Origin of the sequence: Qipengyuania aquimaris (assembly GCF_009827445.1) — a bacterium.
GTDB lineage: Bacteria > Pseudomonadota > Alphaproteobacteria > Sphingomonadales > Sphingomonadaceae > Qipengyuania > Qipengyuania aquimaris.
On record NZ_WTYI01000001.1, the window covers coordinates 59,926 to 81,203 of the forward strand.

A 21,278-nucleotide genomic window follows, 5' to 3' on the forward strand; every position below is an offset into this window, starting at 1 on the left:
TGAAATCTCTCCCGGAGGGGCTGTATCAGCCGGCAGCGAAAGTGCCGGTTTCGAAGAAATGGGCGATTTTCTTGCGCTGGGGGAGGATGTCGAAGCCTTTGTCCGCCAGCCAATCATCGTCGAAAATCGTGTCCGCATAGCGCGCGCCGTCATCGCACAGGATCGAGACGATCGAACCCTTGAGGCCGCGCTCTGCCATGTCGGCAGCGATCTTGGCGCAGGCCCAGACATTGGTGCCGGTCGATCCGCCGCAGCGCCGCCCGAGCCGTTCGCTCACCTCGTGCGCGGCTGCGATGGAGCAGGCGTCGGGCACGGCTTCCATGGCATCGACCACATCGGGCAGGAAGCTGGGCTCCACCCGCTGGCGACCGATCCCTTCGATGCAGCCCGAGGGATGGTCGACGCGCTCGACCGACCGGTCGGCCCAATGGCGGTGGAAGACCGAGCCTTCGGGATCGGCAACGCAGACCTTGGTGTCGTGGCGGTTGTAGCGGGCGAAGCGGCCGATGGTAGCTGATGTCCCGCCGGTCCCGGCTCCGCATACGATCCAGCGCGGCACCGGATGCGGCTCGCGCTCCATCTGGGCGAAGATCGATTCTGCGATATTGTTGTTGCTGCGCCAGTCCGTCGCCCGCTCGGCAAAGGTGAATTGGTCGATGTAATGGCCATTCAGATCATGGGCGAGGGCCTGCGCTGCGTCATACATCTCGCCGGGATTATCGACGAAGTGGCACTTGCCGCCGTAGAAAGCGATCGCATCGATCTTCGCCTGCGCCGTCGTCCTGGGCACCACGGCGATAAAGGGGAGGCCCAGCATCCGGGCAAAATAAGCCTCCGACACTGCGGTCGACCCGCTCGATGCCTCGACGATGGCCGTGCCCTCGCAGATCCAGCCATTGCACAGGCCGTACAGGAACAGCGAGCGGGCGAGCCGGTGCTTGAGGCTGCCGGTCGGGTGGCTGGATTCGTCCTTGAGATAGATGGCTATGTCCGGAAGCGCGGGGACGGGCAGGGGGATGAGATGCGTGTCCGCAGACCGATTGAAATCGGCTTCGATCCGGCCGATCGCCCAGTTCACCCATTCGCGGTTCGTCGTCATCCGGCCCTTCTATAGGCTTGGCCGCGAAGGTGAAGCCGCCGCCCCGGGTTTTCCGCCGCTCACCGAATCGATTGACCGTGTGGCGCCGCCCATGGCAAGCGCCGCTCCACCAGGCGGGTGTAGCTCAATGGTAGAGCAGCAGCTTCCCAAGCAGCCTAGAAGCCCGGATTTCTGCGGGTATTGTTGTTAACTGCGATTAAATCTGCCCCATTCTATTCAGTGGCTTGAGATTGCGAGGTAAACTGGTGTTGCAACGGGTTGCAGCGGATCATCTTCCGAGTGCCGCCTTTGCCGCTTCCTCGGCCCCATACGCACCGGCATCCAGTAGCTTCTCGTAAACGTCCATCGCCCTCGCCCGAAGAGGGCCGTCGTTACGCTGCAACGCTATGGCCAATTGCACAAAATCGCGATCAATGAAGCCCCGATGCCTGCCTCCATGCTGACCCACGATGAGGTTCGCGATGCGTTCGGTCACATCCATTACAGGCTCATCGAAGCCGGGATAGAGCAGCAGAGATTGCAGGCCGTCCGCAAATTTGCCTGTAAGGGACGCGGCAAGAACCGACGAATTGTCGGCGATTGCCGCTATCAACTCCCGTGTGAAGTCATCGGGCGCGAGAGTTTCTCTCATGTCGACCGTGGAGGAAATTGCATGCGCCTGATCCCCGTCCGCGCGAGACACGTGTCCCATAAGAAACTCGTGTGCTCGCATTCGCAGAGACGGGTCATTCTCCCTCCAAGCTGCGGCGGCTGAAAATAGTCGTCCCGTAATTTGCGAGGAGACGTCATCATCGAGAATGGCTGCCAAGGCATTCGCCATTTCGCTGTCAGGCTCTACAAGAATTACCGCCTCGGCAAACTCCGCTGCAGCTTGCTGGAAAATCTCATCCTCTTGGCCAAGCCACTCCTCGCATATTTTCAGCACGAGGTCGTTTGGGAACATTGCCCGGGTGCTCCAAAGCACACCGACAAGATCGGCGGATTGGAAAATACGAAAATCCAAACTGGCAAGCCGAGAGAGTAGCGCACGCACTCGTGACCTATCTGCCCAGAACAGCCACTTTCCTTTGTCAGCCAGAAGAAACGTCCATAGATGGGGGTCTTCGGGCTTGACGGCATGTCGCTCCAATACGTCGAGCCACGCGTCGTAAGCCTGCTCCTCGCGTCCGATCAGCCCATGAAAGATCGCGGAAAGAGGCGTGTAGTTTTCTTGAGGAACTATGCGCATCCCCCCGTAGGCGTGAAACAGTAGAGGGGAAGGCGCGGTCTTCTCTCTCTTGTTTCGGCGTTCGTTTTCGGCGTCCCTCGCTAACCGCCGCTCGGTTTGATCGACAATCGCGTCGGGATCGTTCTCCAACCAACTTTCGAGCATTGCTACCGTATCATCCGGCAACCCCTTCAACGGATCGGCAAGTCGAGAAAGTGCCCAACTGGCGTGGGTCTTCCAAGTGCGCGACGAAAATCCCGCGCTCGAAAGATCGTGGATCATTCCGAGCAGTTTACGAGGCGGGTAGATACCGTCTTTCGACAACTCGTCCAACAAATAGCCTGCCGCGTGCTCATGCTTCCCCGGGACAAATCGCGCCGCGATGCGGATTGCCCGCTCAGGGTTCTTTTTTCCAAACTCTGCGAAAGCGCGAGACAGTTCGACGACCCCCCCGTCCCGCGAAATGGGTCGCCGATGTGACCGCTCTGACTCGTCGTGTATTTCGTCTAGCATGCGGAAGATGTCGTCATCTGCTGCCTTCTCCATGGCAGTTTCCGACATGGGTGACCCGACAAACGTCCCCATCGACCCCCCACGTTTGCGCGGAATAGGCTGTCGCTTCCGCTCCCGCATCTCGGCAACCTGCCGTCTCCGGCGCGGAGGCAAGTTTTTCTGTGGCAACCTCTCAAGCAATTCCATGCGGTTCTCATCAGACCATCGAAGCCGCATGCGTCTCAAGTCGGCAGTGTCCTCCTTACCGTGCCCAGCCTCATAGAGTGACCATCCCTCAATGCGGTCGCGAAGCGCCATCACCGGTTCGCCGGAAAGATGTTTACCAATCATTTCGACCAGTTCTTGGGATGACAAACCGGCCTCGATTGATGACATGCCCGGCTCTACCGTGACATGCGCGTCGCCGATGTAGAAACGTCGCTCATCGGCAAGGATGTAACCTAGCGCTTCCTCGGCAAGCGACGCACCGCCTGCGACATAGGTTTGAGCAATCATATCCTGCAATTGGTCGATCTCGACAGAAGCTAGGCGCGTAATGAGCCGCGAGGCTAATTCTGGCTCAGTCTTTGCGACAGCGCTCATCGCTTCTTGAAGTGCGACAATGATGCTTCCGTGCTCACCCTCTACTTGCCAATCCCACGGAAGCGATTTGGATTTGGAGTATCGTTTGATACCGTCGCAATACGGATCGACTTGCTTCTCTGCCTGCTCAATCAACCACGGCAGAAGAGCCTCCGCGAACTCGGCAGGAGCCGCCTCGGCCAGCTTCTCGACGTCGTGCAATTGGGGACCGGTATGTTCATCGGCTTCGATTGTCCCCACCCAGATTGCAACGACGCGACACGCCTCCCCCAGTCTGCCATCCGTCCGCAAAGTGCTAACCAGATGGGATACGCTATATGGGTCGATAGCTGTCCGGCTGAGAATGGTGCGGATCAGCGTCTCCACGTCGTCAGTGATGACGCCAGATTGCTCGGCAATACGAAAAACCAGCTGGTCCTTTGAAGGGTCACTCCAATGCGAACGAACCAGCGAGACCATATTGTCCGGGTCTTCTCTGGCTTCCGCGGCAAGCCCCTGCACCGCCCGCCAATGAAAGTCCTCTTGCTGCATGAGTTGCGGTAGGCATTTCGACAAGTGGGGCCGCCACTTGGACCAGTGCTCAACGATCTTCCCCAAGCCGCGATTTGCCAAGATTGGGTCGGTGCGGATGAGTGTTTCGATCCATGCAGCTTCCTGCTGAGTGGGGTCACCAACCGTCGAGACCACATCTGTGACGAGGTGTCTGAGGTGACGCCGGGTTCGTCCGTCGCCGAGCAAAGCCGAAACCGCCCGTATGTAGGCGCCCTCGTCGGTCGCCCTAAGCCGTTGCAATGATCGCAGCACGGTTGCGCGCACGAACAGACTATCTTGGTTGCGCCACGCATAGTCAGCTAGGTCGCCGCCGGAGCGAAAACTCTTCGCCTGAAAATCATCGAGCCAAGACTGGTGGCTGAACCCGATCTTCTGGCCACTACGGACGATCAAGCCACACGCTTCGCCTCTGGCCAAGGCTTCTTTGCTGTTCGCCTCATATACGTCGGCTGGACGCCACAGTGTCTCGGTTGCGAGCATTTCCGAGGCGAGGTTCTGCATTAATTCCAAAACCGCTTTGCGGGTCTGGTCGGGTCCAAGGTTAGCTGTAGCAAGCCAACGATCCAACAAGTCGCCTGCTTCTACCGAAGAAGGATCGACACCCCGCTGCACCAGTTGAACGAACAGCTTGAGGGCAAATGGCCTGCGGAGCGTCTCCTTCAACTCCTCAGAAATGCCAGCGCACTCAATTCCCAGATCGGCGAGAAGAACAAGCACGCTTTCAGTCGAGGGTAGCGCTAGATTGAACTCCTCAGCCTTGAGTTGTTGGAAACGCGCATCGTGTGCCGCCTCGAACGGGCGCGACGACACAACGACATGCACACGCAGCCTTTGATCTCGGATGTGCCTGACCATCCTGAGAAGAACTTTCATCCGGTCGGACGAACGGTCCATGACGTCGCTAACCGCGTCCAATTGGTCTACAATTACAGTCACGGATGAGGATTGAGCGACCGCCGCAATCTCGGCCGCCAGCGGTCCTGACATTCCTAGGGCGCGCCCAATGTCATCGACGGTTTGGATCGACACTGGGAGGGTGTCAGCCTTGATGCCGAAAACAACGTGACCACCCCCTTCCAACTCGTCGGTTAGCTTGGACATTAGGGCCGATTTCCCCGACCCCGCCTCGCCGATGAGGATCGACGTTCCACTAGGTTCCGCGAGAATGTGCCTCTTGAGGCGCTCCAGTTCCGGCCTCAGAATTTCATGCCCGGAGATGTCTCTCGGCCACTCTCGCAGTTCGTCCGATCCTGTTTTTGCGTCTCGCATAGCATCGTGCAAGTTGATCGCGGACGCTTCCTTTCCCTTCTCCTGCCGCTCCATCATTGTTCGGATCGCCGTCACGTGACTGAGCGTTGCCTCGGTGGCGACGTAGTGACCGACTTCTCGCCAGTGCGTGGATTTGTTGAATTGAGACCGTAGTTCACGAATGATGGTCGCGAACGCGGCCACGAGATCGTCGCGCTCAGTTTGGAAGACGCGACGAAGGGCCTCGTCCGCAGTTTCATCCTTAGCAAAACGGTCGACAAACATTTGAACGAACCGCTTGGCCAATCCGTCCGAGTCGGGAAGGTTCGACGGATCGCTTATGATGGCTTCAAGAAAAGGAACGAATACCACTTTCACGAAGCTGACGGACCGAAGATCGTCCGCGAGCGCAGGAACAGTCTGTATCCCCGCTTCAATAGAGGCGGAGCCTATCTCGGCGATTTCCTTTTTGGCTTCGCCTGATTTGAGGAGATTGAAACCCTTGCTGGCTGCATAACCCAATGCGGCCTCGCCGATTACCCCAAGAATGACCTCAGCCAACACGCCCCTTATCTCCTTCATGAAGAGCCAGATGAGGGCTTAACGTCTTTTAGGGCAAGGACGCATCATCGATTTTTGTGGACCATCGTTGCCATCAAGATCGTCGACCGACGCTCAGGCTCGCCTATGATCTCGCACAGCCTTCCCCTATTTGGACACGTCCCGGCCACTAGGAGATGTCTCACACGGCTTCCTTCTAGCTTTTTGAACGCAATCTCATTGATCCTTAGGCTCTCGTTGGACAGGCTGTAGCATACGAAAGGAATCCCAGTTTTCGCGCCTGTTCCCTGACTGTCGCGGTAGCTTGACCCGGAAGCCACCAACTCTTTGATGTGGGGTCCCAGCGCGCTCCCAGCTTCTTGGCCTTGTCTTTGTCCGCGAAAGAGACTTTCAGTTCGATCCGATCCCGGGGCGGGTCTGATCGAGTTTTGCCTCGTTTTTTGTCTACGGCAGCAAGAGCATCTGCAATTCTCGGGTCGTCCAGTGGCCGCAGCTCGGCACCTTCCGCCCACGCTGGTGGCTCAATCTGTCGCCATGTCTTATAAGTTCCGGCCGTATCGAGAGAGGCGAGTTCCTCCCGCAAGTCACCTTTTAGGTTGTAGATGTCCATCAGGACCGACGGGTTGCCGTAATAGGGGGGCGGCTTTGTCGCTCTGCCCATAGCCACTATCCGGGCGCATGAGGCCTCCCAAGTCGTGCGCCGGACCCAGATGCCAGGACCATTGGCGTCGTCGAGCATTTGAAAAACATTTCGGCTATTGTCCTTCTTCCAACTCTCGTCACCCGCCATCACACAATCTCCTCCGGACATCACATGCCTATCGAAAGATCGGTTTGTCAAAAGGCTGCGCTGAATGAACCAGCGTGAACTAATCGGGAATATTTCTGGCTCGCAAGAGGCCCCTTTGGGACGACGAATGTCCTAGACCACACCCCGCACTCCCCTAGGATTTCAGGGAGTTTTGCAGGGGATCATATCGTGAAGGTCGGCTACGCCAGAACATCCACCTTTGACCAAATCGCCGGATTGGAAGCCCAGCATAGGCTTCTCGAAGAGACAGGCTGCACCCAGATTTTCTCGGAGCAAGTTTCGTCGGTTGGCGAGCGGGCACAATTCCAGAACGCGCTGGACTTTGTCAGGCAAGGGGACGTGCTGATCGTCACACGCTTAGACAGGCTTGCGCGCTCAACCTCGGACCTTCTCGGCATCCTTGCCGTCTTGGAAGACAAGCAGACGGGCCTGCACATCCTCGATTTTGGCGGCTCAGAAATGGATACCCATTCGCCGACTGGGAAGTTGATGCTGACGATGTTCGGTGCACTAGCCCAGTTCGAGCGCGAACTAATGCTCGTTCGCCAGCGTGAGGGTATTGAGCGCGCCAAGGCAGCGGGAAAGTATCGTGGCAGAGTGCCCACAGCCCGGCGCAGACTTCCAGAGATGCTCGAACTTGCCCAAAAAGGTCTTACCCCTCCCGAGATAGCCAACCGCCTACAGGTCTCTCGTGCGAGCGTCTATCGGCTGTTGAAGGATGAACGGTCGTGAACCAGTCAGGCGAAATCTTCGCGCGGATCATAGCTGAATTGGAAGACCTGCACTGTGTGGCGGTTGATGGCCAAGCCGCCGACCAGACGCCCGAAGCCATCGCGGTTCTTTCAATTGAGATTTGCAACGGGTTGCAACGCGTCGGCGATCTCTTCGCCGAGGTGCGTTGCATTGCGAAGCCTCTGCCATGAGATGCCTAGCACAGGATGTGCTGCTGGATCACAAGGTAGAGGACTTGATCGCGGATGGCTGTTCATTGCCGCGCTGGGGGTTCGCCATTCCCGGGCCTTACAACGGTGCGACTGGCGAGGAACGTGTCTACGCTTGGCAGAAGAACCAGATCGCGTGGCGGCTCGGTTGGCTTCCGCGCAATCAGACCTGCTCGATCTGCGAGACAAGACCTGCCGATCAAGGTCATCAAGAGATATATATGCGCGCCTTTGCGCTAATGCCTGTTTGCAGGTCGTGCCACGTCCGTTTGCATCGTAGGTTCGGTGATCCGGATCGCTGGCAGGCGTTCGTCGATCAGCTTTCGCCCGATAACTGGGCGAGGATGCTCCTGCCCGAGCAATTGGATCGCGTCGATGCAATGAGGATAGCCGCAGAACTGGACTGGCTAAGCGCGCTTGCAGCTTTCTCGGAGGTTTGGCGAGCAGCGCGGTGACTGGCGCGTCAAGCGTCGGTCCCTCCGTCTACATATCTAGAAAACACGGTCTAAATTACTGATTTTCGGCTTGATTTTGCAAATTTTCGATCTTTTATTGTCCGAATGGCTAAGCACCCTTCATTGATCCAAAAGTATCAAATAATCGTCCGCGAGTGGATGCCCCACCTGTCGACGAACGAGTTCGCGGTCCTGATCCAGTTGGTCGACCGCACCATCGGCTGGGGCAAGACCCGTGCCACCTTCAGCCTGAACCGGGTGCTCGAAGGAGATAAGGCATACGGCGGCATAAAGATGTCGCGGCGCGGCTTGTTCTACGCGCTGTCGTCACTCGAAGAGAAGGGCATGATTGCGCGGCACAAGCACCCGCAAGGCAAGCAAATCCGTATGTATTCGGTCAATATGGGATGGACACCCGCCATGCCTATCGTGCCAAAGAGGCTTCAATATGGCCCCAAAACCAGTGCAGGGGATGCACCGGACCAGTGCAACAGTTGCACCGGCCCAGTGCATGAGGTGCACACGAGAGAAAGAAGTCTGGGAGAAGGAAGTCAGGAGAATGAAGAACAGGTAGCGGCACGTCCTGCGGACGACACCGCTACTGCGGTTAATCCGGACGATTTAATCCGGAAGGCCAAGGCCGACCTCCGGACGCTCCGCCGCCAGCCGCCGCGCAAGCTGACGACCCTGCCCCAGAAGATCGACGCCGCGCAGCGCGAATGGCGAGCCGCCATCGAAGAGAACCACCCAACTGGTGGGTGTCTCGCTTGGAACCAACGCGAGGTCGCCATGGTCAAGGCCAAGCTGCGTGGCTGGAACGACCGCCGCATCGAATTTCACAAATTCATTGGTTGGTGCGCGGCCAACTGGAGCCTCGTGCGCCGGAAGCAACTGGCGTGGATGACCAAGTCTAAGCCGCCCAAGACGCCCGAAATCGGTTTCCTTGTGTCGTTCATCACTCACTTCCACGAGGCGTGGGCAGACCGCGACCTAGGCAACTGGATGCACGAAGATCAGACCCGCGACTACGATAAGCTGCGTGCCAAGGGCCTGTCGCACGACGAAGCCGTCCACCGCCTCGCCAAGGACGACGCCATCGCGGAGACGCGAGACGAGAACCGCAAGGCCAAGCAGGACATCGCCATTCGCCGTGGCATGCTCAAGCGGCAGGAAGAACGGCTCAAAAACAAGACGAGCGCCGCTCCACACCCACGCTCCGAGGCGGCCCGGGCTTCTAAGCGCCCGGCAGCCAAACCCGTCAAACGGCTGACCGGGCAAGAGTTGCAAGATTTCGAGTTCGACGACACGCCGCTTGATCCAAATTGGGAGCCGCTAAATTGACTAAAAATGAAGACGTTTCTCTTTTTTTGTCAATAACTTACTCTTGATTTAATCAATAGATCGTTTAGATTTTCGGCTGAAAGGAAGCGCAATGGCCATTTCTCGCCGAAAAGCCGTGAAATTATCATCCAGGCTACAGTCCCAAGGAGGTTCCAACTTCCGAAAGGTTGATTTGAAGCGTGCAATTGACGGGGCGCAGCGCGTTGGAATGGATATCGGTGCGGTCGAAATACGACCTGATGGAACGATCACTATTCGCGCTGCGGGAGAAGTTGCTTCTTCGTCAAATGAATTGTTTGAGCGATGGGAAGAACGTCTCTGACGTCCTCGCCTCATATTGTCCGTAAACGCACGAGAAACGGCATCGTGTGGTATGTCTACGCGTGGAGGGGCGGCCCGCAGGTTTCAAGGTTCGAGCAGGCTAAGCGACCAAAATTGCAATCTTCGGATTGGGTAAAAATTTATCAGGCCGAAGAGGCCGCTCGGAATGATCGCACACGGCTTGTAGGCGGTGCTCTTACAGCTTTCAGGGGGTCAGCCTACTGGGCTGCACTTGCCAATAGCACGCAAAAAACATGGGGGGCAGCGCTTGATAAAGTCGAAAAAAAATGGGGTCGGGTCCCACTAGTTCTCTTTGACGATCCGAGAATGAAAGCAAAGATCGTCGCATGGCGAAATACCATGGCGAGCACTCCTAGGACGGCCGACATTTCGGTTTCTGTGCTTTCAAGATTTCTGGAATGGGCAACCCTCGACGGTCTGCTTGCCATTAATGTTGCTAAGGGTGTGCCGACTATTCACCGCAGCGAGAGCCGCGCACCGATCATTTGGACGGGCGACGATCTCAATGCGTTGAAGACGGTTGCCCAACAGCCGCTGCGGGATGCTGTCGATCTGGCTGTTCTGACCGGATTGCGTCGTGCTGACTTGGTCGCGCTACGATGGGATGAAGTAAACGATCTAGCAATTCACAGGACCGCTGCGAAGCGCTCAAGACGTAAAAGATTTCGAGTTACCATCCCTAGGCTCCCCCAGCTGGATGATCTTCTTACAGCCCTTCGAGAGCGCGACCGGAGGCCGGGTGTTGAGACAGTTCTAGTGAATAGCTTCGGAAAATCTTGGACCGGGGATGGCCTGAACTCAAGTTTTTACGATGCACGAAAAAAGGCGAATAATGGGAAGGGCATTTGGCATCGGGAACGCGATCCTGTCACTGGCGAAGAACAACTCACTCAAAAGCGCCTTCATGACATGAGAGGAACATTCGCCACTCGGATCATGGCACACCCAAAGGCGAAGCTGACAAATCGAGAGGTGGCCGACATTATGGGTTGGTCGCCGGAACAGGTCGAGCAAATCCGGAAGAGATACGTTGACGATACCGCTATCGTGGTGTCAATCACCCGCCGCTTGGCAGGCGATCTGTAAACCGGATTGTAAACTGCCGGGTCTGTGGCATTTTAAGTCATTGAAATGCGGGTGTAGCTCAATGGTAGAGCAGCAGCTTCCCAAGCTGACGACGAGGGTTCGATTCCCTTCACCCGCTCCAGCGAACTCATTTCGGCGGCATGCGGATCGCGCCGTCCAGGCGGAACTGGTGGCCGTTGATGTAGCTGTTGCGGGCGATTTCGACGATCAGCGAGGCGAACTCCTCCGGATGGCCGAGGCGTTTGGGGAACGGCACGCTGGCGTTGAGCTGGTCCCACATCTGCGGGTTGCGATCCTTCATCCCCAGCATCAGCGGGGTCGCGAAGATGCCCGGCATGACCGAATTTACGCGAATGCCTAGGTCCATGAGATCGCGGGCCATCGGCAGCACCAGCCCGTTCACGCCCGCCTTGCAGCTGCCGTAGATCACCTGGCCGATCTGCCCGTCCTGCGCTGCGACGCTCGCGGTCAGGGTGATGGCGCCGCGCTCTCCGTCCTCGTTGAGCGGCTCGCTATTGGCCATACCGAGAGCGGAATGGCTGGCGATGCGGTAGGATGAGACGAGAATGCCCTCCGCTCCGAATGCGTAGTCTTCTGTCGACAGGCGCTTGTAGCCGCCACTTTCCTTGTCCCAGCCTAGCGTCTTGCCCCGGCGGCTGGTCATGGCGCAATGGACCGTGACGCGCTCCTGGCCGTGGGCGGCGCGGGCGGAGGCAAAACCGTCGACCACCGATTGTTCATCGGTGATGTCGACCCGGGCAAAATGCCCGCCGATTTCTCTCGCGTGCGCTTCGCCCGCTTCCTCGTTCACGTCAAATATCGTCACCTTGAGTCCCGCCTCGGCCAACGCGCTCGCGCTCGCCTTGCCGAGACCTGATGCGCCGCCTGTGACGACTGCCGCCATTCCCGCTTTCAATTCCATACCTTCCTCCCTGCTGTCATTTGGCTTTCACGCTGCTATCGCATGGCGAGGCCTCCGGGCCAATGGAGAGAGAAATGACCACCCAGATGCAGCGCCGCCAGTTCCTGTCCACGACCGCAACCGCCTTCGGTGCCCTGACGCTGAGCGGATGCATGACGCGCGGGGCGGATTTGACGGATGCGGGATACGGCCCGCTGGTCCGCGATCCGAACGGCTTGCTCGACCTGCCCGAAGGCTTCTCCTACCGCCTGCTGTCCAGCCTTGGCGATGCGATGAGCGATGGCGGGACGGTGCCGGACAAGGCCGATGGGATGGGCTGCCTGCCGCTGTCCGGCGGAGAGATCGCGCTGGTGCGCAATCATGAGCTCACGCCCTTCGACGAGGGCGGTGGGGCGATCGCCGACGGGTACGACAGGCTCGCGGGCAGAGCAGTGCTTCCGGGCGGCACCACGACGCTGGTGCTGGATGCGGCGACGCTGGAGAAGAAGCGTGAATATCGCTCGCTGGCCGGGACCATCCGCAATTGCTCGGGCGGGGTGACGCCTTGGGGTAGCTGGCTGACCTGCGAGGAATATGTCACCGAGCCCGAGAATATTGCGCCCGACAAGCTGGGCCGCGACCATGGCTGGATCTTCGAAATCCCGGCCGATGCCGAAGGGCAGGTCGACCCGGTGCCGCTCAAGGCAATGGGCCGGTTCAACCACGAGGCTGCCTGCGTCGATCCGGAAACCGGCATCGTCTACCTGACCGAAGATCGCGGGGATTCCGTGCTTTATCGTTTCATTCCCAAGGTCCGCGGCAAACTGGCCGAAGGCGGCAGGCTGGAGGCGATGGTAATCGACGCCGTGCCCGACACCCGCAACCACGATGCGCCCCTGATGCCTGTCGAGAAAAGCTATACAGTGCGCTGGATCGCGTTGAACGATGTCGAGGCGCCGGAGGACGATTTGCGTGAACGTGCGGCGGCGCAGGGGGCATCCATCATCGCGCGCGGCGAGGGCATCCACATGGGCACGGACGAGCTCTATGTGTGCTCTACCAGCGGTGGGGCTGCAAAATATGGCCAGGTGTTCAAGCTCGTGCCCGGACGCGGGGCCGGTCCCGACCGCTTCGAGCTTTTCTTCGAAAGCGAAAACGCGGCGCAGTTCAATTACGGCGACAATCTCACGGTCGGGCCTAACGGTCACCTGATCGTGTGCGAGGACCAGTACATGCCGATCGTCGACAACCGGCTTATCGGCATTACATCCGTTGGCGAGCCCTATGCCTTCGGTCGCCTGCGCATGCAGACCGAACTGGCAGGCGGGTGCTTCTCGCCCGACGGGAAATGGTTCTTCGTCAATGCCTATGCGCCGACGCGCACGATCGCGATTACCGGTCCGTGGAAGGTGTGACGTCGCTTTAGATGAGCGCGCTGCTGTTCGCCCTTGTCGCTGCCTTCGCGCTTTCGATCGGTGCGCGCGACCAGCTGCTCATCGCGGATCTGCGCGCCCGGCTGGGGCGATCTCCCGGCCTTATTGCGACGGGAATGGCTGTGGCGGCGGCAACGGGTGCACTGGCCGGCTGGGCCGGAGGCAGGTTCGCCGCCTTGCTGTCGATCAATACGGCGCAGATGTTCGTCGCGATGGCCCTGCTGCTGGCGGCGGTCGAACTTGCGTGGCCCAATCGCGGCAAGGCACCTGCGGAACCCACCCGTTCGCTCTTCGCTATCGGGCTCGCTCTGGCTTTGCGCCAGCTCACCGATGCGGCGCGCTTTGTTGTCTTCGCGATTGGTGCGGCGCTCGCATTCCCGCAGATGGCAGCGCTCGGCGGCGCATTGGGGGGAGTGGCGGCGATTGCGACCGGCTATGAGCTTGGCGAGAGGCTTCGCTTGCTACCCCATCGAGCGATTCGACTGGGTTTGGCGGCCATCGTCTTCATCGCGGCGATAATAATCGGATTTTCCGTTCTTCTTGCGTGAGAAGGATCGTTTATTCCGATCTCTGCAACAGCCAAAGACCATGAAACCCTTTGTCCGTCTTCCCGTTGGTTGGGCAGACAGTTCATAATCCAAGAAGGGGATTTTCCATGGCCGAACTCGGCAACAATTCGAAAGCCGGTCTCGTAACCGCGCTCAACGGCGCACTGGCCGACACGCTGGCGCTCTACATGAAGACCAAGAACTTTCACTGGCATGTTGCAGGCCCGCGCTTTCGCGACCTCCACGTCCTGTTCGACGAGCAGGCCGCCCAGCTGATCGCCACTGTCGACGACCTGGGTGAGCGCGTCCGCAAGAACGACGAATACACGCTGACCTCGATCGGCTCGGTCGCCAGCGAAACGAAGATCGCCGACCAGGACGATGTCACGATCACCGCGGACGCGATGGTCAAGGAATTGCGCGACGACAACCGCAAGCTGCATGACCGCCTCGGCAAGGTGAAGGAAGAAGCCGAAACCGTTGGCGACAACGCGACCAGCGGCATCGTCGACGACTGGATCGACCAGTGCGAAGAGCGCATCTGGTTCCTCAACCAGACCAGCAAGTAAGCTTCGCAGAAAAATACCAATTCACAGCCCGTTCGCACCTTGGGTGCGGGCGGGTTTGTTGTATGTGTGAGCCATGGCAGACGTAACGATCATCGAACGGGCAAGCGACGAAGCAATCGCCGACTGGCTCGCCGCACGACTTTCCGAGGCGCTGGAGGCAGGGGAAGGGCCGGTCACGATCACCGTCCCCGGCGGTTCGACGCCGTTCCCGATTATTGAGAAGCTGCTCGAACACGACCTCGATTTCTCGCGGCTGGTCGTGTGGCCGAATGACGATCGCATCGTTCCCGAAGATCACGAAGCGTCGAACACGGGCAAACTCAGGGCGCTGTTCGAACCGGCCGGTGCGGAAGTGGTGACGCTGACGATCATGGAAGCGGTCCCGCATTTCGACCTCGCCTGGCTCGGCATGGGCGCGGACGGTCACATCGCTTCGCTGTTTCCCAACACCGATCCAAAGCTCGATGAAGAGCGGCGGATCATGCGCCTGACGCCCGATCCCCTGCCGTCGGAAGCGCCGTTCGACCGGATCAGCCTGACGCTGCCGTCATTGCTCGATTCCGCCCAGATCGCTTTCGTGATCCGCGGCTCCGACAAGCGCACGGTTTTCGACCATGCCGTGTCCGGCCAGAGCGACCTGCCTGTCGCACGGCTGCTCAAAGGTGCGAGCCAGCCCGTCACATGCTTCACCTGATCCCGGCGCCGCTGCACCGGCTCGCCCTTCGCATCGCTTACCGCTTGCGCGCCCGGCTTCGCAAATCCACCGGCACGACCCGCGACGGAGTGAGCGTGATCGTGCGTGACCTCGACGGGCAATTGCTACTTGTGCGCCACAGCTACGGTCCCAAAGGCTGGTTTTTCATCGGCGGCGGCATCGATCGCGGTGAGACGGCGGAACAGGCCGCGCGGCGCGAGATGCGCGAGGAAGTGGGCTGCGAAGCGACCGCGATCAGGCCAATCGGCACCATCGGAGAGGAATTGTCGGGCGCCGCGCATACGGCGCATATTTTTGCTGCGGTGATTGACGACCTGCCCAGACCCGATGGCCGCGAAATCGTGGAAGCGCGGTTCTTTCCCACCCACTCGCTGCCCGAGCCGCTGAGTCCGCGTACGCGCGAGCGGCTGGCCTTGTGGCGCGCCAACGCCGCCTAGAGCAGGCTCAGCTGCGCGTCGGGCCCCCGCTGTTCTTCCTTTTCGTCCTTTTCGAGCTTCGAAAGCGTTAGCCCCATCAGCCTGATCGGCATGGGGAGCGGTAGCACCTCTTCCAGCAGGATGCGGGACACGCTCGCGAATTCCTCCTTGTCGGCGATGGGGCGGGGCATGGACTTGGCGCGGCTGAAGATCTGGAAGTCGGTGTATTTCAGCTTGAGCGTGACGGTACGCCCGCTCGCCGCTGCGCGCTCGATCCGCTCCCAGACGATGTCGATGATGTTTTCCAGCGTCTCGCGCAGTTCCGACCCCGAGGAAATGTCGCGGCTGAAGGTGCGTTCTCCGCCCACAGATTTGCGGGTCCGGCTGGCGCGCACCGGACGCAGATCGATGCCGCGTGCGGCGCGATAGAGGTAATCGGCGAAGCTGCCGAAATGGGCGCGCAGCCACTCGATGTCCTTGGCCGCGAGGTCGGCGCCGGTCGCAATGCCGAGGCGGGTCATTTTCTCTTCGGCCTTGGGGCCGACGCCGTGGAACCGCCTGACCGGCAGGGACTGGACGAAATCTGCGCCCTGGCCCGGGCGAATGACGCACAGTCCGTCGGGCTTGTTCTGGTCGCTGGCGAGCTTGGCGAGGAACTTGTTGTAACTGACACCGGCGCTGGCGGTCAGCTTCGTCTTGGCGCGGATCTCCTGCCGGATCAGCTCGGCGATGCGGGTCGCGCTGCCTATGCCCAGCCGGTCTTCGGTCACATCGAGATAGGCCTCGTCGAGGCTAAGCGGTTCGACCAGTTCGGTGTGGTGGCGAAAAATGGCCCTGATCTGCTGCGACACCTCGCGGTACACGTCGAATCGGCTCTTGCAAAAGATGAGGTCCGGGCAGAGGCGCTTCGCCGTCACTGACGGCATGGCGCTGCGCACGCCGAACTTGCGCGCTTCGTAGCTGGCCGCGGCCACGACGCCGCGCCCGCTCGCCCCGCCGACTGCCACGGGCTTGCCGCGCAGGTCCGGATTGTCGCGCTGTTCGACGCTGGCGAAGAAGGCATCCATGTCGACATGGATGATCTTGCGCAGACCATCGGCCTCCTCGTCATCGTCCCTGTCCTGCGCTTCGCTCATGTCTCTCCAGATAGCGATACAGGTTGCAAAGCGGAACCTTGTGCGGCACCCGCCATTTTGTGCAAATGCGAAACGATCAACTTGCGACGGGCGAACGCCCACCTGCCGAGGCCGCGTCGCGCGCGCCCATCGGCGAGCGCGAGCTGATCTGGATGATGGCACTGCTGATGGCGCTCAACGCTTTCGGTATCGATGCCATCCTCCCCGCGCTCGATGTGCTGGCAACCGATCTCGGCGCGCAGGGCAACAATCGGCAATTCGTGGTTGGCGCCTACCTGCTCGCTGCCGGGATCGGTACGCTGGTGCCGGGTGCCTTCGCCGACCGCTACGGGCGAAGGCCCGTGCTGTTCGTGGCCCTGTTCCTCTACATCACGCTTTCCATCGCCTGCGCACTGGCCAGCACGTTCGACATGCTGGTGGCGCTGCGTGCAGCGCAGGGTTTCTTTGCTGCGGGCATCATCGCGCTTCCCCCTGCAATCATTCGCGACCGGGTCGGCGGGGACAAGATGGCCCGCATGATGAGCCTTATCTTCGTGATCTTCCTGCTCGTTCCGGCAGTTGCGCCCAGCATCGGGCAGGGCGTGCTCGTCCTGATGGGCGACTGGCGCTGGATTTTCGCCAGCATGGCGGTGGCCGGCGTAGTCATGAGCGCGTGGGTCTATTTCCGCCTGCCGGAGACGCTTCACGAAGAGGACCGTCAGGAAATCCGCATCGGCCCCATCGCCCGCAACATGAAAAGCGCGGTGACGTTGCGCGAGACCATCGGTTACACGCTCGGCAGCGCGCTGGTTTTCGGCGGTCTGTTCGGCTTCATCAATTCCTCGCAGCAGTTGATCGGCGAAGCCTTCGGCGCGGGTGACCGCTTCCCGCTGATCTTCGCCATCTGCGCAGGCTGCATGGCGCTGGCCAATTGGTCGAACAGCCGGATCGTCGAACGTTTCGGCGCGCGCAAGGTCAGCCACGCGGCGTTGTTCGCCTTTATAGCGGTGGCGGCGGCGCAGCTCTATTTCGCCAACCAGCCCGACGAAACGCTGTGGACCTTCGTCCCGCTGATGGCGGCGAACATGAGCCTGCTCGGCTTCATCGGGGCGAATTTCGGCAGCATCGCCTTGCAGCCGTTCCGCCATATCGCCGGCGCGGCGTCTTCGGCGCAGGGGTTCCTGCGCATGACCAGCGGCGCCTTGCTGGGGGCCTTCATCGGCTATGCCTATGACGGCACGGCCCGCCCGCTTGCGGCAGCGCTGCTCGTCACGGCCGTGCTGAGCCTTGCTTTCGTGCTGTTCTCCGAACGCGGGGAGCTGTTCGGCGAGAAAATGCCCGAAGACGCCTAGGCTTCGGCGTGCAAGCGTCGCCAGGCGAGGTCGGCAAATTCGCACAGCAAGGGCCGCGTATCGCGCGGGTCGATGATGTCCTCGACATTGAAGCGTTCGGCGCTGCGGAAGGGCGATGTGACCTTGTCCAGCTGTTCGCGGATTGCAGCCAGTTCGGCTTCCGGGTCCTCCGCCGTCTCCAGTTCCGACTTGTAGGCCACCTCCAGCCCGCCCGCGATGGGTAGCGAACCCCAATCGCCCGACGGCCAGCAGAACCGGTACTGGTACGTCTCCGCATTGCTCATCGCGCTGCCCGCAATGCCATAGGCGCGGCGCAGCACGACCGAGGCGAGCGGGACGCTGGCCTTGTAGATCGCGTTCATTGCATGCACGCCGTAACGGATCGTGCCCGCCATTTCCGCCTCGCGCCCGATCATGAAGCCGGGGTTGTCGACGAGATGGACGATCGGCAGGCGGAACTGGTCGGCCAGCTTCACGAAGCGTTCGACCTTCTCTGATGTTTTCGCCTCCCACGATCCGCCGAGATAGGAGGGATCGCTGGCAAGGACCGCGACCGGCCAGCCGTCGAGCCGGGCGAGTGCGGTGATGCAGGCGCGGCCCCACATGCGGCCGATTTCGAACACGGTGCCCTGGTCGAACACCATCTCCATGCAGCGGCGCATGGAATAAACCTGCTTGTCCTCGCGCGGGACCAGGGAGAGCAGCGCTTCCTCGCGGCGGTAGACGGGGTCGGTGCAATTGGAGCGACGCGCGAACTGGCCGACGTGTTCGGGCATGAAGGAGAGGAAATGGCGCGCACGGGCGAAGGCTTCGGCCTCGCTGGCCACCTCGTCGTCGATCACGCCGTTGCGGGTATGGATGCCGCTTCCGCCGAGATCTTCCTTCGCCTGGTTGTGGTCGGTCGATCCCTTGTAACTGTCGCCGAGGCCGTCGACCACGGCCGGGCCGGCGGCGAAGATCTGGCTGAGGCCCTTCACCATGATCGAATAATGGCTCGCCACCGCGCGCGCCGCGCCTAGCCCTGCCGTGGGACCGAGGGCGAGCGCGACGACAGGCACGGTATCGAGGTTCTTCACCACGTCCGACCAGCCGGGGACCGCGGGGATGTAGGTCGCGCCGATCTGTTCGAGTGTCTTGACGCTGCCGCCGCCGCCGGTGCCGTCGATCATGCGGATGATGGGCAGCTTGAGCTCATGCGCCATCTTTTCCGCCTGCACCATCTTGCGGGAAATCCCGGCATCGGCCGCACCGCCGCGGATGGTGAAATCGTCTGCGGTGGCGACGACCGGGCGGCCTTCGATCAGCGCCTTGCCGAAAAGGAAGGGGGCGGGGAGGATACCGGCAAGGTCGCCGTTTTCATCATAGCTCGCCTTGCCCGCGATCTTGCCGATCTCGCGGAACGAGCCGTCGTCGACCAGCGCGGCGAGCCGGGCGCGGGCATCCATCTTGCCGCGCGCGTGCTGGCGCGAAACTTTTTCCTCGCCGCCCATCTGTTCGGCGAGCGCTTCGCGTCGGCGCAATTCGTCGAGTTCGTCCTGCCAGCTCATGCGTGCCCTCTCTCCGTGGGCCCACACGCTTGCAAGGGTCGGAGCGAAAGGGAAGCCTTATTCTTCTTTCGGCTCGACAACCGCCAGCACGGCCTCGACCTGGACCTGCCCGCCTGTCGCAGCGGAAAGCTCGGTCACGGTCCCGTCGAAGGGCGCGGTGAGGGCGTGTTCCATCTTCATCGCCTCGAGCACCATCAGCCGCTGGCCAGCGGTGACCGCATCGCCCTCGGCCACATCGACCGCGATGACCTTGCCCGGCATGGGGGCGAGAATGGCACCGTCGCCCGCCCCAGCAGCGCCCGAGCCGCGAGACTGGCGTTCGAAGACGAAGCTCTGTCCGTCGGCGAAGACGACTGCACGCTCGGGGTCGACGAATCCTGTTGCCAGGCTGTCGACATGCGAGGCAGCCGCGTTGACCGTACGCGTCTCGCCCTTGTGCGTGAGCGTTGCATTGAGCCTGCCCGGCGCATTGAGGCGCAGGCCGATCGGCAGGTCCTCGTGCTCTTCCGTTTCGGCAAGCGCGATGAAGTCGGCAGCAGTCTGCCAGATATCGTCACCCGCCTCGTCTGCCGAGACCAGCGTGTCGAGCTTCGCTTCGATGAACCCGGTGTCGAGGTTCGCGTCTTCGAAATCCTCGTCGCGCAGGCAATTCGCTATAAATGCTCCATTGGTTTTCACCGGCCAGATTTCGACGCTTTCGGCGATGTCGGCGAGCTGGTCGATGGCCTCGGCGCGGGTCTCCCCCCAAACGACGAGCTTGGCGACCATCGGATCGTAGTACGGCGAGATCATATCGCCTTCTTCGACGCCCGTTTCGATCCGCCCTTCTACACCGAGATCGAAATGGTCGAGCCTGCCGGTCGAGGGCAGGAAACCACCTGCGGGGTCTTCGGCATAGAGGCGCGCCTCGATAGAATGGCCGTCGATGAAGAGATCGTCCTGCTTCAGCGGGATCGGCTCGCCGCTTGCCACACGCAGCTGCCATTCCACCAGGTCGACGCCGGTGATCTCCTCGGTCACCGGATGCTCGACCTGCAGGCGGGTGTTCATCTCCATGAAGAAGATGCGGTCGGCGCGCAGACCTTCGCTGGCGTCGGCGATGAATTCGATGGTGCCCGCGCCCTCGTAATCGACCGCCTTGGCCGCGCGCACGGCGGCGGCGCAGATGTCTTCACGCGTCGCCTCGTCCATGCCGGGGGCCGGGGCTTCCTCGATCACCTTCTGGTGGCGGCGCTGGAGCGAGCAGTCGCGTTCGAACAGGTGGACGACATTGCCGTGGCTGTCGCCGAAGACCTGCACCTCGATATGGCGGGGCGAGGTGATCCACTTTTCGAGCAGCACCTCGTCATTGGAGAAGCTGGCCTTGGCCTCGCGCCGGCAGCTTTCCAGCGCGGCTTCGAAATCCGCCGCCGCATCGACCTTGCGCATGCCCTTGCCGCCGCCGCCTGCGACCGCCTTGATCAGCACGGGATAGCCGATGGCGTCGGCCTCTTGCTTCAGGCGCTCTACCGACTGGTCCTCGCCCTCATAGCCCGGCGTGACCGGCACGCCTGCCTCGCGCATCAGCTTCTTGGCGGCATCCTTGAGCCCCATGGCATCGATGCTGGAGGGCTTGGGGCCAACCCAGATCAATCCTGCGTCGATCACGGCCTGCGCGAAGCCTGCGTTCTCCGACAGGAAGCCGTAACCGGGATGGATTGCCTCTGCGCCGGTCTGCTTGGCCGCAGCGATTATCTTCTCACCCACCAAATAGCTTTCGGCGGCGGGCGAGGGGCCGATATGCACTGCCTCGTCGGCTTGCCGCACATGCAGCGCCTTGGCATCGGCGTCGGAATAGACCGCCACGGTGGCGATGCCCATTTCACGCGCGGTGCGAATGATGCGGCAGGCGATTTCGCCGCGATTGGCGATGAGGAGTTTCGAAATCATATGAATGCGCGCTAG

The 21,278-nt window shown here is 60.7% G+C and carries 19 protein-coding genes and 1 tRNA gene; 13 read left to right on the plus strand and 7 right to left on the minus strand.

Translation table 11 applies throughout. From position 1 onward, the window contains the following. Positions 1-25: 25 nt before the first annotated feature. From GRI34_RS00250 to GRI34_RS00260, 3 genes are all read right to left on the minus strand, one after another. The gene (locus tag GRI34_RS00250; RefSeq protein ID WP_160594225.1) at positions 26-1,099 is read right to left on the minus strand and encodes a PLP-dependent cysteine synthase family protein; all 1,074 of its coding nucleotides are present in this window, start codon (positions 1,097-1,099) and stop codon (positions 26-28) included. A 268-nt stretch (positions 1,100-1,367) separates the two neighbouring features. Further along, positions 1,368-5,783, minus strand: a complete 4,416-nt coding sequence (locus GRI34_RS00255) for an NACHT domain-containing protein (RefSeq protein WP_160594226.1) — start codon at positions 5,781-5,783, stop codon at positions 1,368-1,370. A gap of 205 nt (positions 5,784-5,988) precedes the next feature. After that, complete coding sequence (locus tag GRI34_RS00260; protein ID WP_160594227.1) at positions 5,989-6,552, minus strand: DUF5710 domain-containing protein; 564 nt, start codon at positions 6,550-6,552, stop codon at positions 5,989-5,991. Between the two features lie 189 nt (positions 6,553-6,741). On the opposite strand from GRI34_RS00260, the gene GRI34_RS00265 reads away from it, so the two are divergent. The 7 genes from GRI34_RS00265 to GRI34_RS00295 all read left to right on the plus strand — a co-directional run bounded on the left by GRI34_RS00265 (position 6,742) and on the right by GRI34_RS00295 (position 10,859). Continuing rightward, entirely contained in the window at positions 6,742-7,305 is a 564-nt protein-coding gene (locus tag GRI34_RS00265) for a recombinase family protein (RefSeq protein ID WP_160594228.1), read from the plus strand. Continuing rightward, the gene (locus GRI34_RS00270) at positions 7,302-7,496 is read left to right on the plus strand and encodes a hypothetical protein (protein ID WP_160594229.1); all 195 of its coding nucleotides are present in this window, start codon (positions 7,302-7,304) and stop codon (positions 7,494-7,496) included. The genes GRI34_RS00265 and GRI34_RS00270 overlap by 4 nt, the downstream gene beginning before the upstream one ends. Then, complete coding sequence (locus GRI34_RS00275; RefSeq protein WP_160594230.1) at positions 7,493-7,969, plus strand: hypothetical protein; 477 nt, start codon at positions 7,493-7,495, stop codon at positions 7,967-7,969. The genes GRI34_RS00270 and GRI34_RS00275 overlap by 4 nt, the downstream gene beginning before the upstream one ends. A 105-nt stretch (positions 7,970-8,074) precedes the next feature. Then, complete coding sequence (locus GRI34_RS00280) at positions 8,075-9,310, plus strand: hypothetical protein (RefSeq protein ID WP_160594231.1); 1,236 nt, start codon at positions 8,075-8,077, stop codon at positions 9,308-9,310. Between the two features lie 91 nt (positions 9,311-9,401). Further along, on the plus strand, positions 9,402-9,632 hold the full coding sequence (locus tag GRI34_RS00285) for a hypothetical protein (protein WP_160594232.1): 231 nt from the start codon (positions 9,402-9,404) through the stop codon (positions 9,630-9,632). A 326-nt stretch (positions 9,633-9,958) separates the two neighbouring features. Beyond that, the gene (locus tag GRI34_RS00290) at positions 9,959-10,738 is read left to right on the plus strand and encodes a tyrosine-type recombinase/integrase (protein WP_160594233.1); all 780 of its coding nucleotides are present in this window, start codon (positions 9,959-9,961) and stop codon (positions 10,736-10,738) included. A 47-nt stretch (positions 10,739-10,785) separates the two neighbouring features. After that, a tRNA-Gly gene (locus GRI34_RS00295) sits at positions 10,786-10,859 on the plus strand. A gap of 6 nt (positions 10,860-10,865) precedes the next feature. Here the strand turns inward: GRI34_RS00295 and GRI34_RS00300 are convergent. Further along, on the minus strand, positions 10,866-11,660 hold the full coding sequence (locus GRI34_RS00300; protein WP_160594234.1) for an SDR family oxidoreductase: 795 nt from the start codon (positions 11,658-11,660) through the stop codon (positions 10,866-10,868). 74 nt (positions 11,661-11,734) lie between these two features. Between GRI34_RS00300 and GRI34_RS00305 the strand changes: the two genes are divergently transcribed. The 5 genes from GRI34_RS00305 (at position 11,735) to GRI34_RS00325 (ending at position 15,341) form a co-directional block, all read left to right on the plus strand. Beyond that, positions 11,735-13,054, plus strand: a complete 1,320-nt coding sequence (locus GRI34_RS00305) for an alkaline phosphatase PhoX (protein ID WP_234028101.1) — start codon at positions 11,735-11,737, stop codon at positions 13,052-13,054. 11 nt (positions 13,055-13,065) lie between these two features. Continuing rightward, complete coding sequence (locus GRI34_RS00310) at positions 13,066-13,620, plus strand: hypothetical protein (RefSeq protein WP_160594235.1); 555 nt, start codon at positions 13,066-13,068, stop codon at positions 13,618-13,620. Positions 13,621-13,727: 107 nt separating this feature from the next. After that, positions 13,728-14,189 (plus strand): Dps family protein, encoded by a 462-nt coding sequence (locus GRI34_RS00315; RefSeq protein ID WP_090477893.1) that lies wholly within the window; start codon positions 13,728-13,730, stop codon positions 14,187-14,189. Between the two features lie 73 nt (positions 14,190-14,262). Then, on the plus strand, positions 14,263-14,883 hold the full coding sequence (locus GRI34_RS00320) for a 6-phosphogluconolactonase (protein WP_160594236.1): 621 nt from the start codon (positions 14,263-14,265) through the stop codon (positions 14,881-14,883). Further along, positions 14,871-15,341 carry an NUDIX domain-containing protein gene (locus GRI34_RS00325; RefSeq protein WP_160594237.1) on the plus strand — a complete coding sequence of 157 codons (471 nt, stop codon included), beginning with the start codon at positions 14,871-14,873 and terminating at the stop codon, positions 15,339-15,341. Before GRI34_RS00320 ends, GRI34_RS00325 begins: the two co-directional genes overlap by 13 nt. On the opposite strand, the gene dinB is transcribed toward GRI34_RS00325, so the two are convergent. Beyond that, positions 15,338-16,456, minus strand: coding sequence for a DNA polymerase IV (gene dinB, locus GRI34_RS00330; protein ID WP_160594238.1), 1,119 nt, complete (start codon positions 16,454-16,456; stop codon positions 15,338-15,340). The genes GRI34_RS00325 and dinB overlap by 4 nt on opposite strands. A 65-nt stretch (positions 16,457-16,521) precedes the next feature. Here dinB and GRI34_RS00335 point away from each other — a divergent pair, with 65 nt between their 5' ends. Next, complete coding sequence (locus GRI34_RS00335) at positions 16,522-17,787, plus strand: multidrug effflux MFS transporter (protein ID WP_160594239.1); 1,266 nt, start codon at positions 16,522-16,524, stop codon at positions 17,785-17,787. Here the strand turns inward: GRI34_RS00335 and GRI34_RS00340 are convergent. Beyond that, positions 17,784-19,334: an acyl-CoA carboxylase subunit beta gene (locus GRI34_RS00340; RefSeq protein ID WP_160594240.1), complete on the minus strand. Its 1,551-nt coding sequence runs from the start codon at positions 19,332-19,334 to the stop codon at positions 17,784-17,786. The two genes, GRI34_RS00335 and GRI34_RS00340, sit on opposite strands and share 4 nt — an antisense overlap. Before the next feature lie 57 nt (positions 19,335-19,391). Continuing rightward, positions 19,392-21,263: an acetyl/propionyl/methylcrotonyl-CoA carboxylase subunit alpha gene (locus GRI34_RS00345; RefSeq protein ID WP_160594241.1), complete on the minus strand. Its 1,872-nt coding sequence runs from the start codon at positions 21,261-21,263 to the stop codon at positions 19,392-19,394. Between the last annotated feature and the right edge of the window lie 15 nt (positions 21,264-21,278).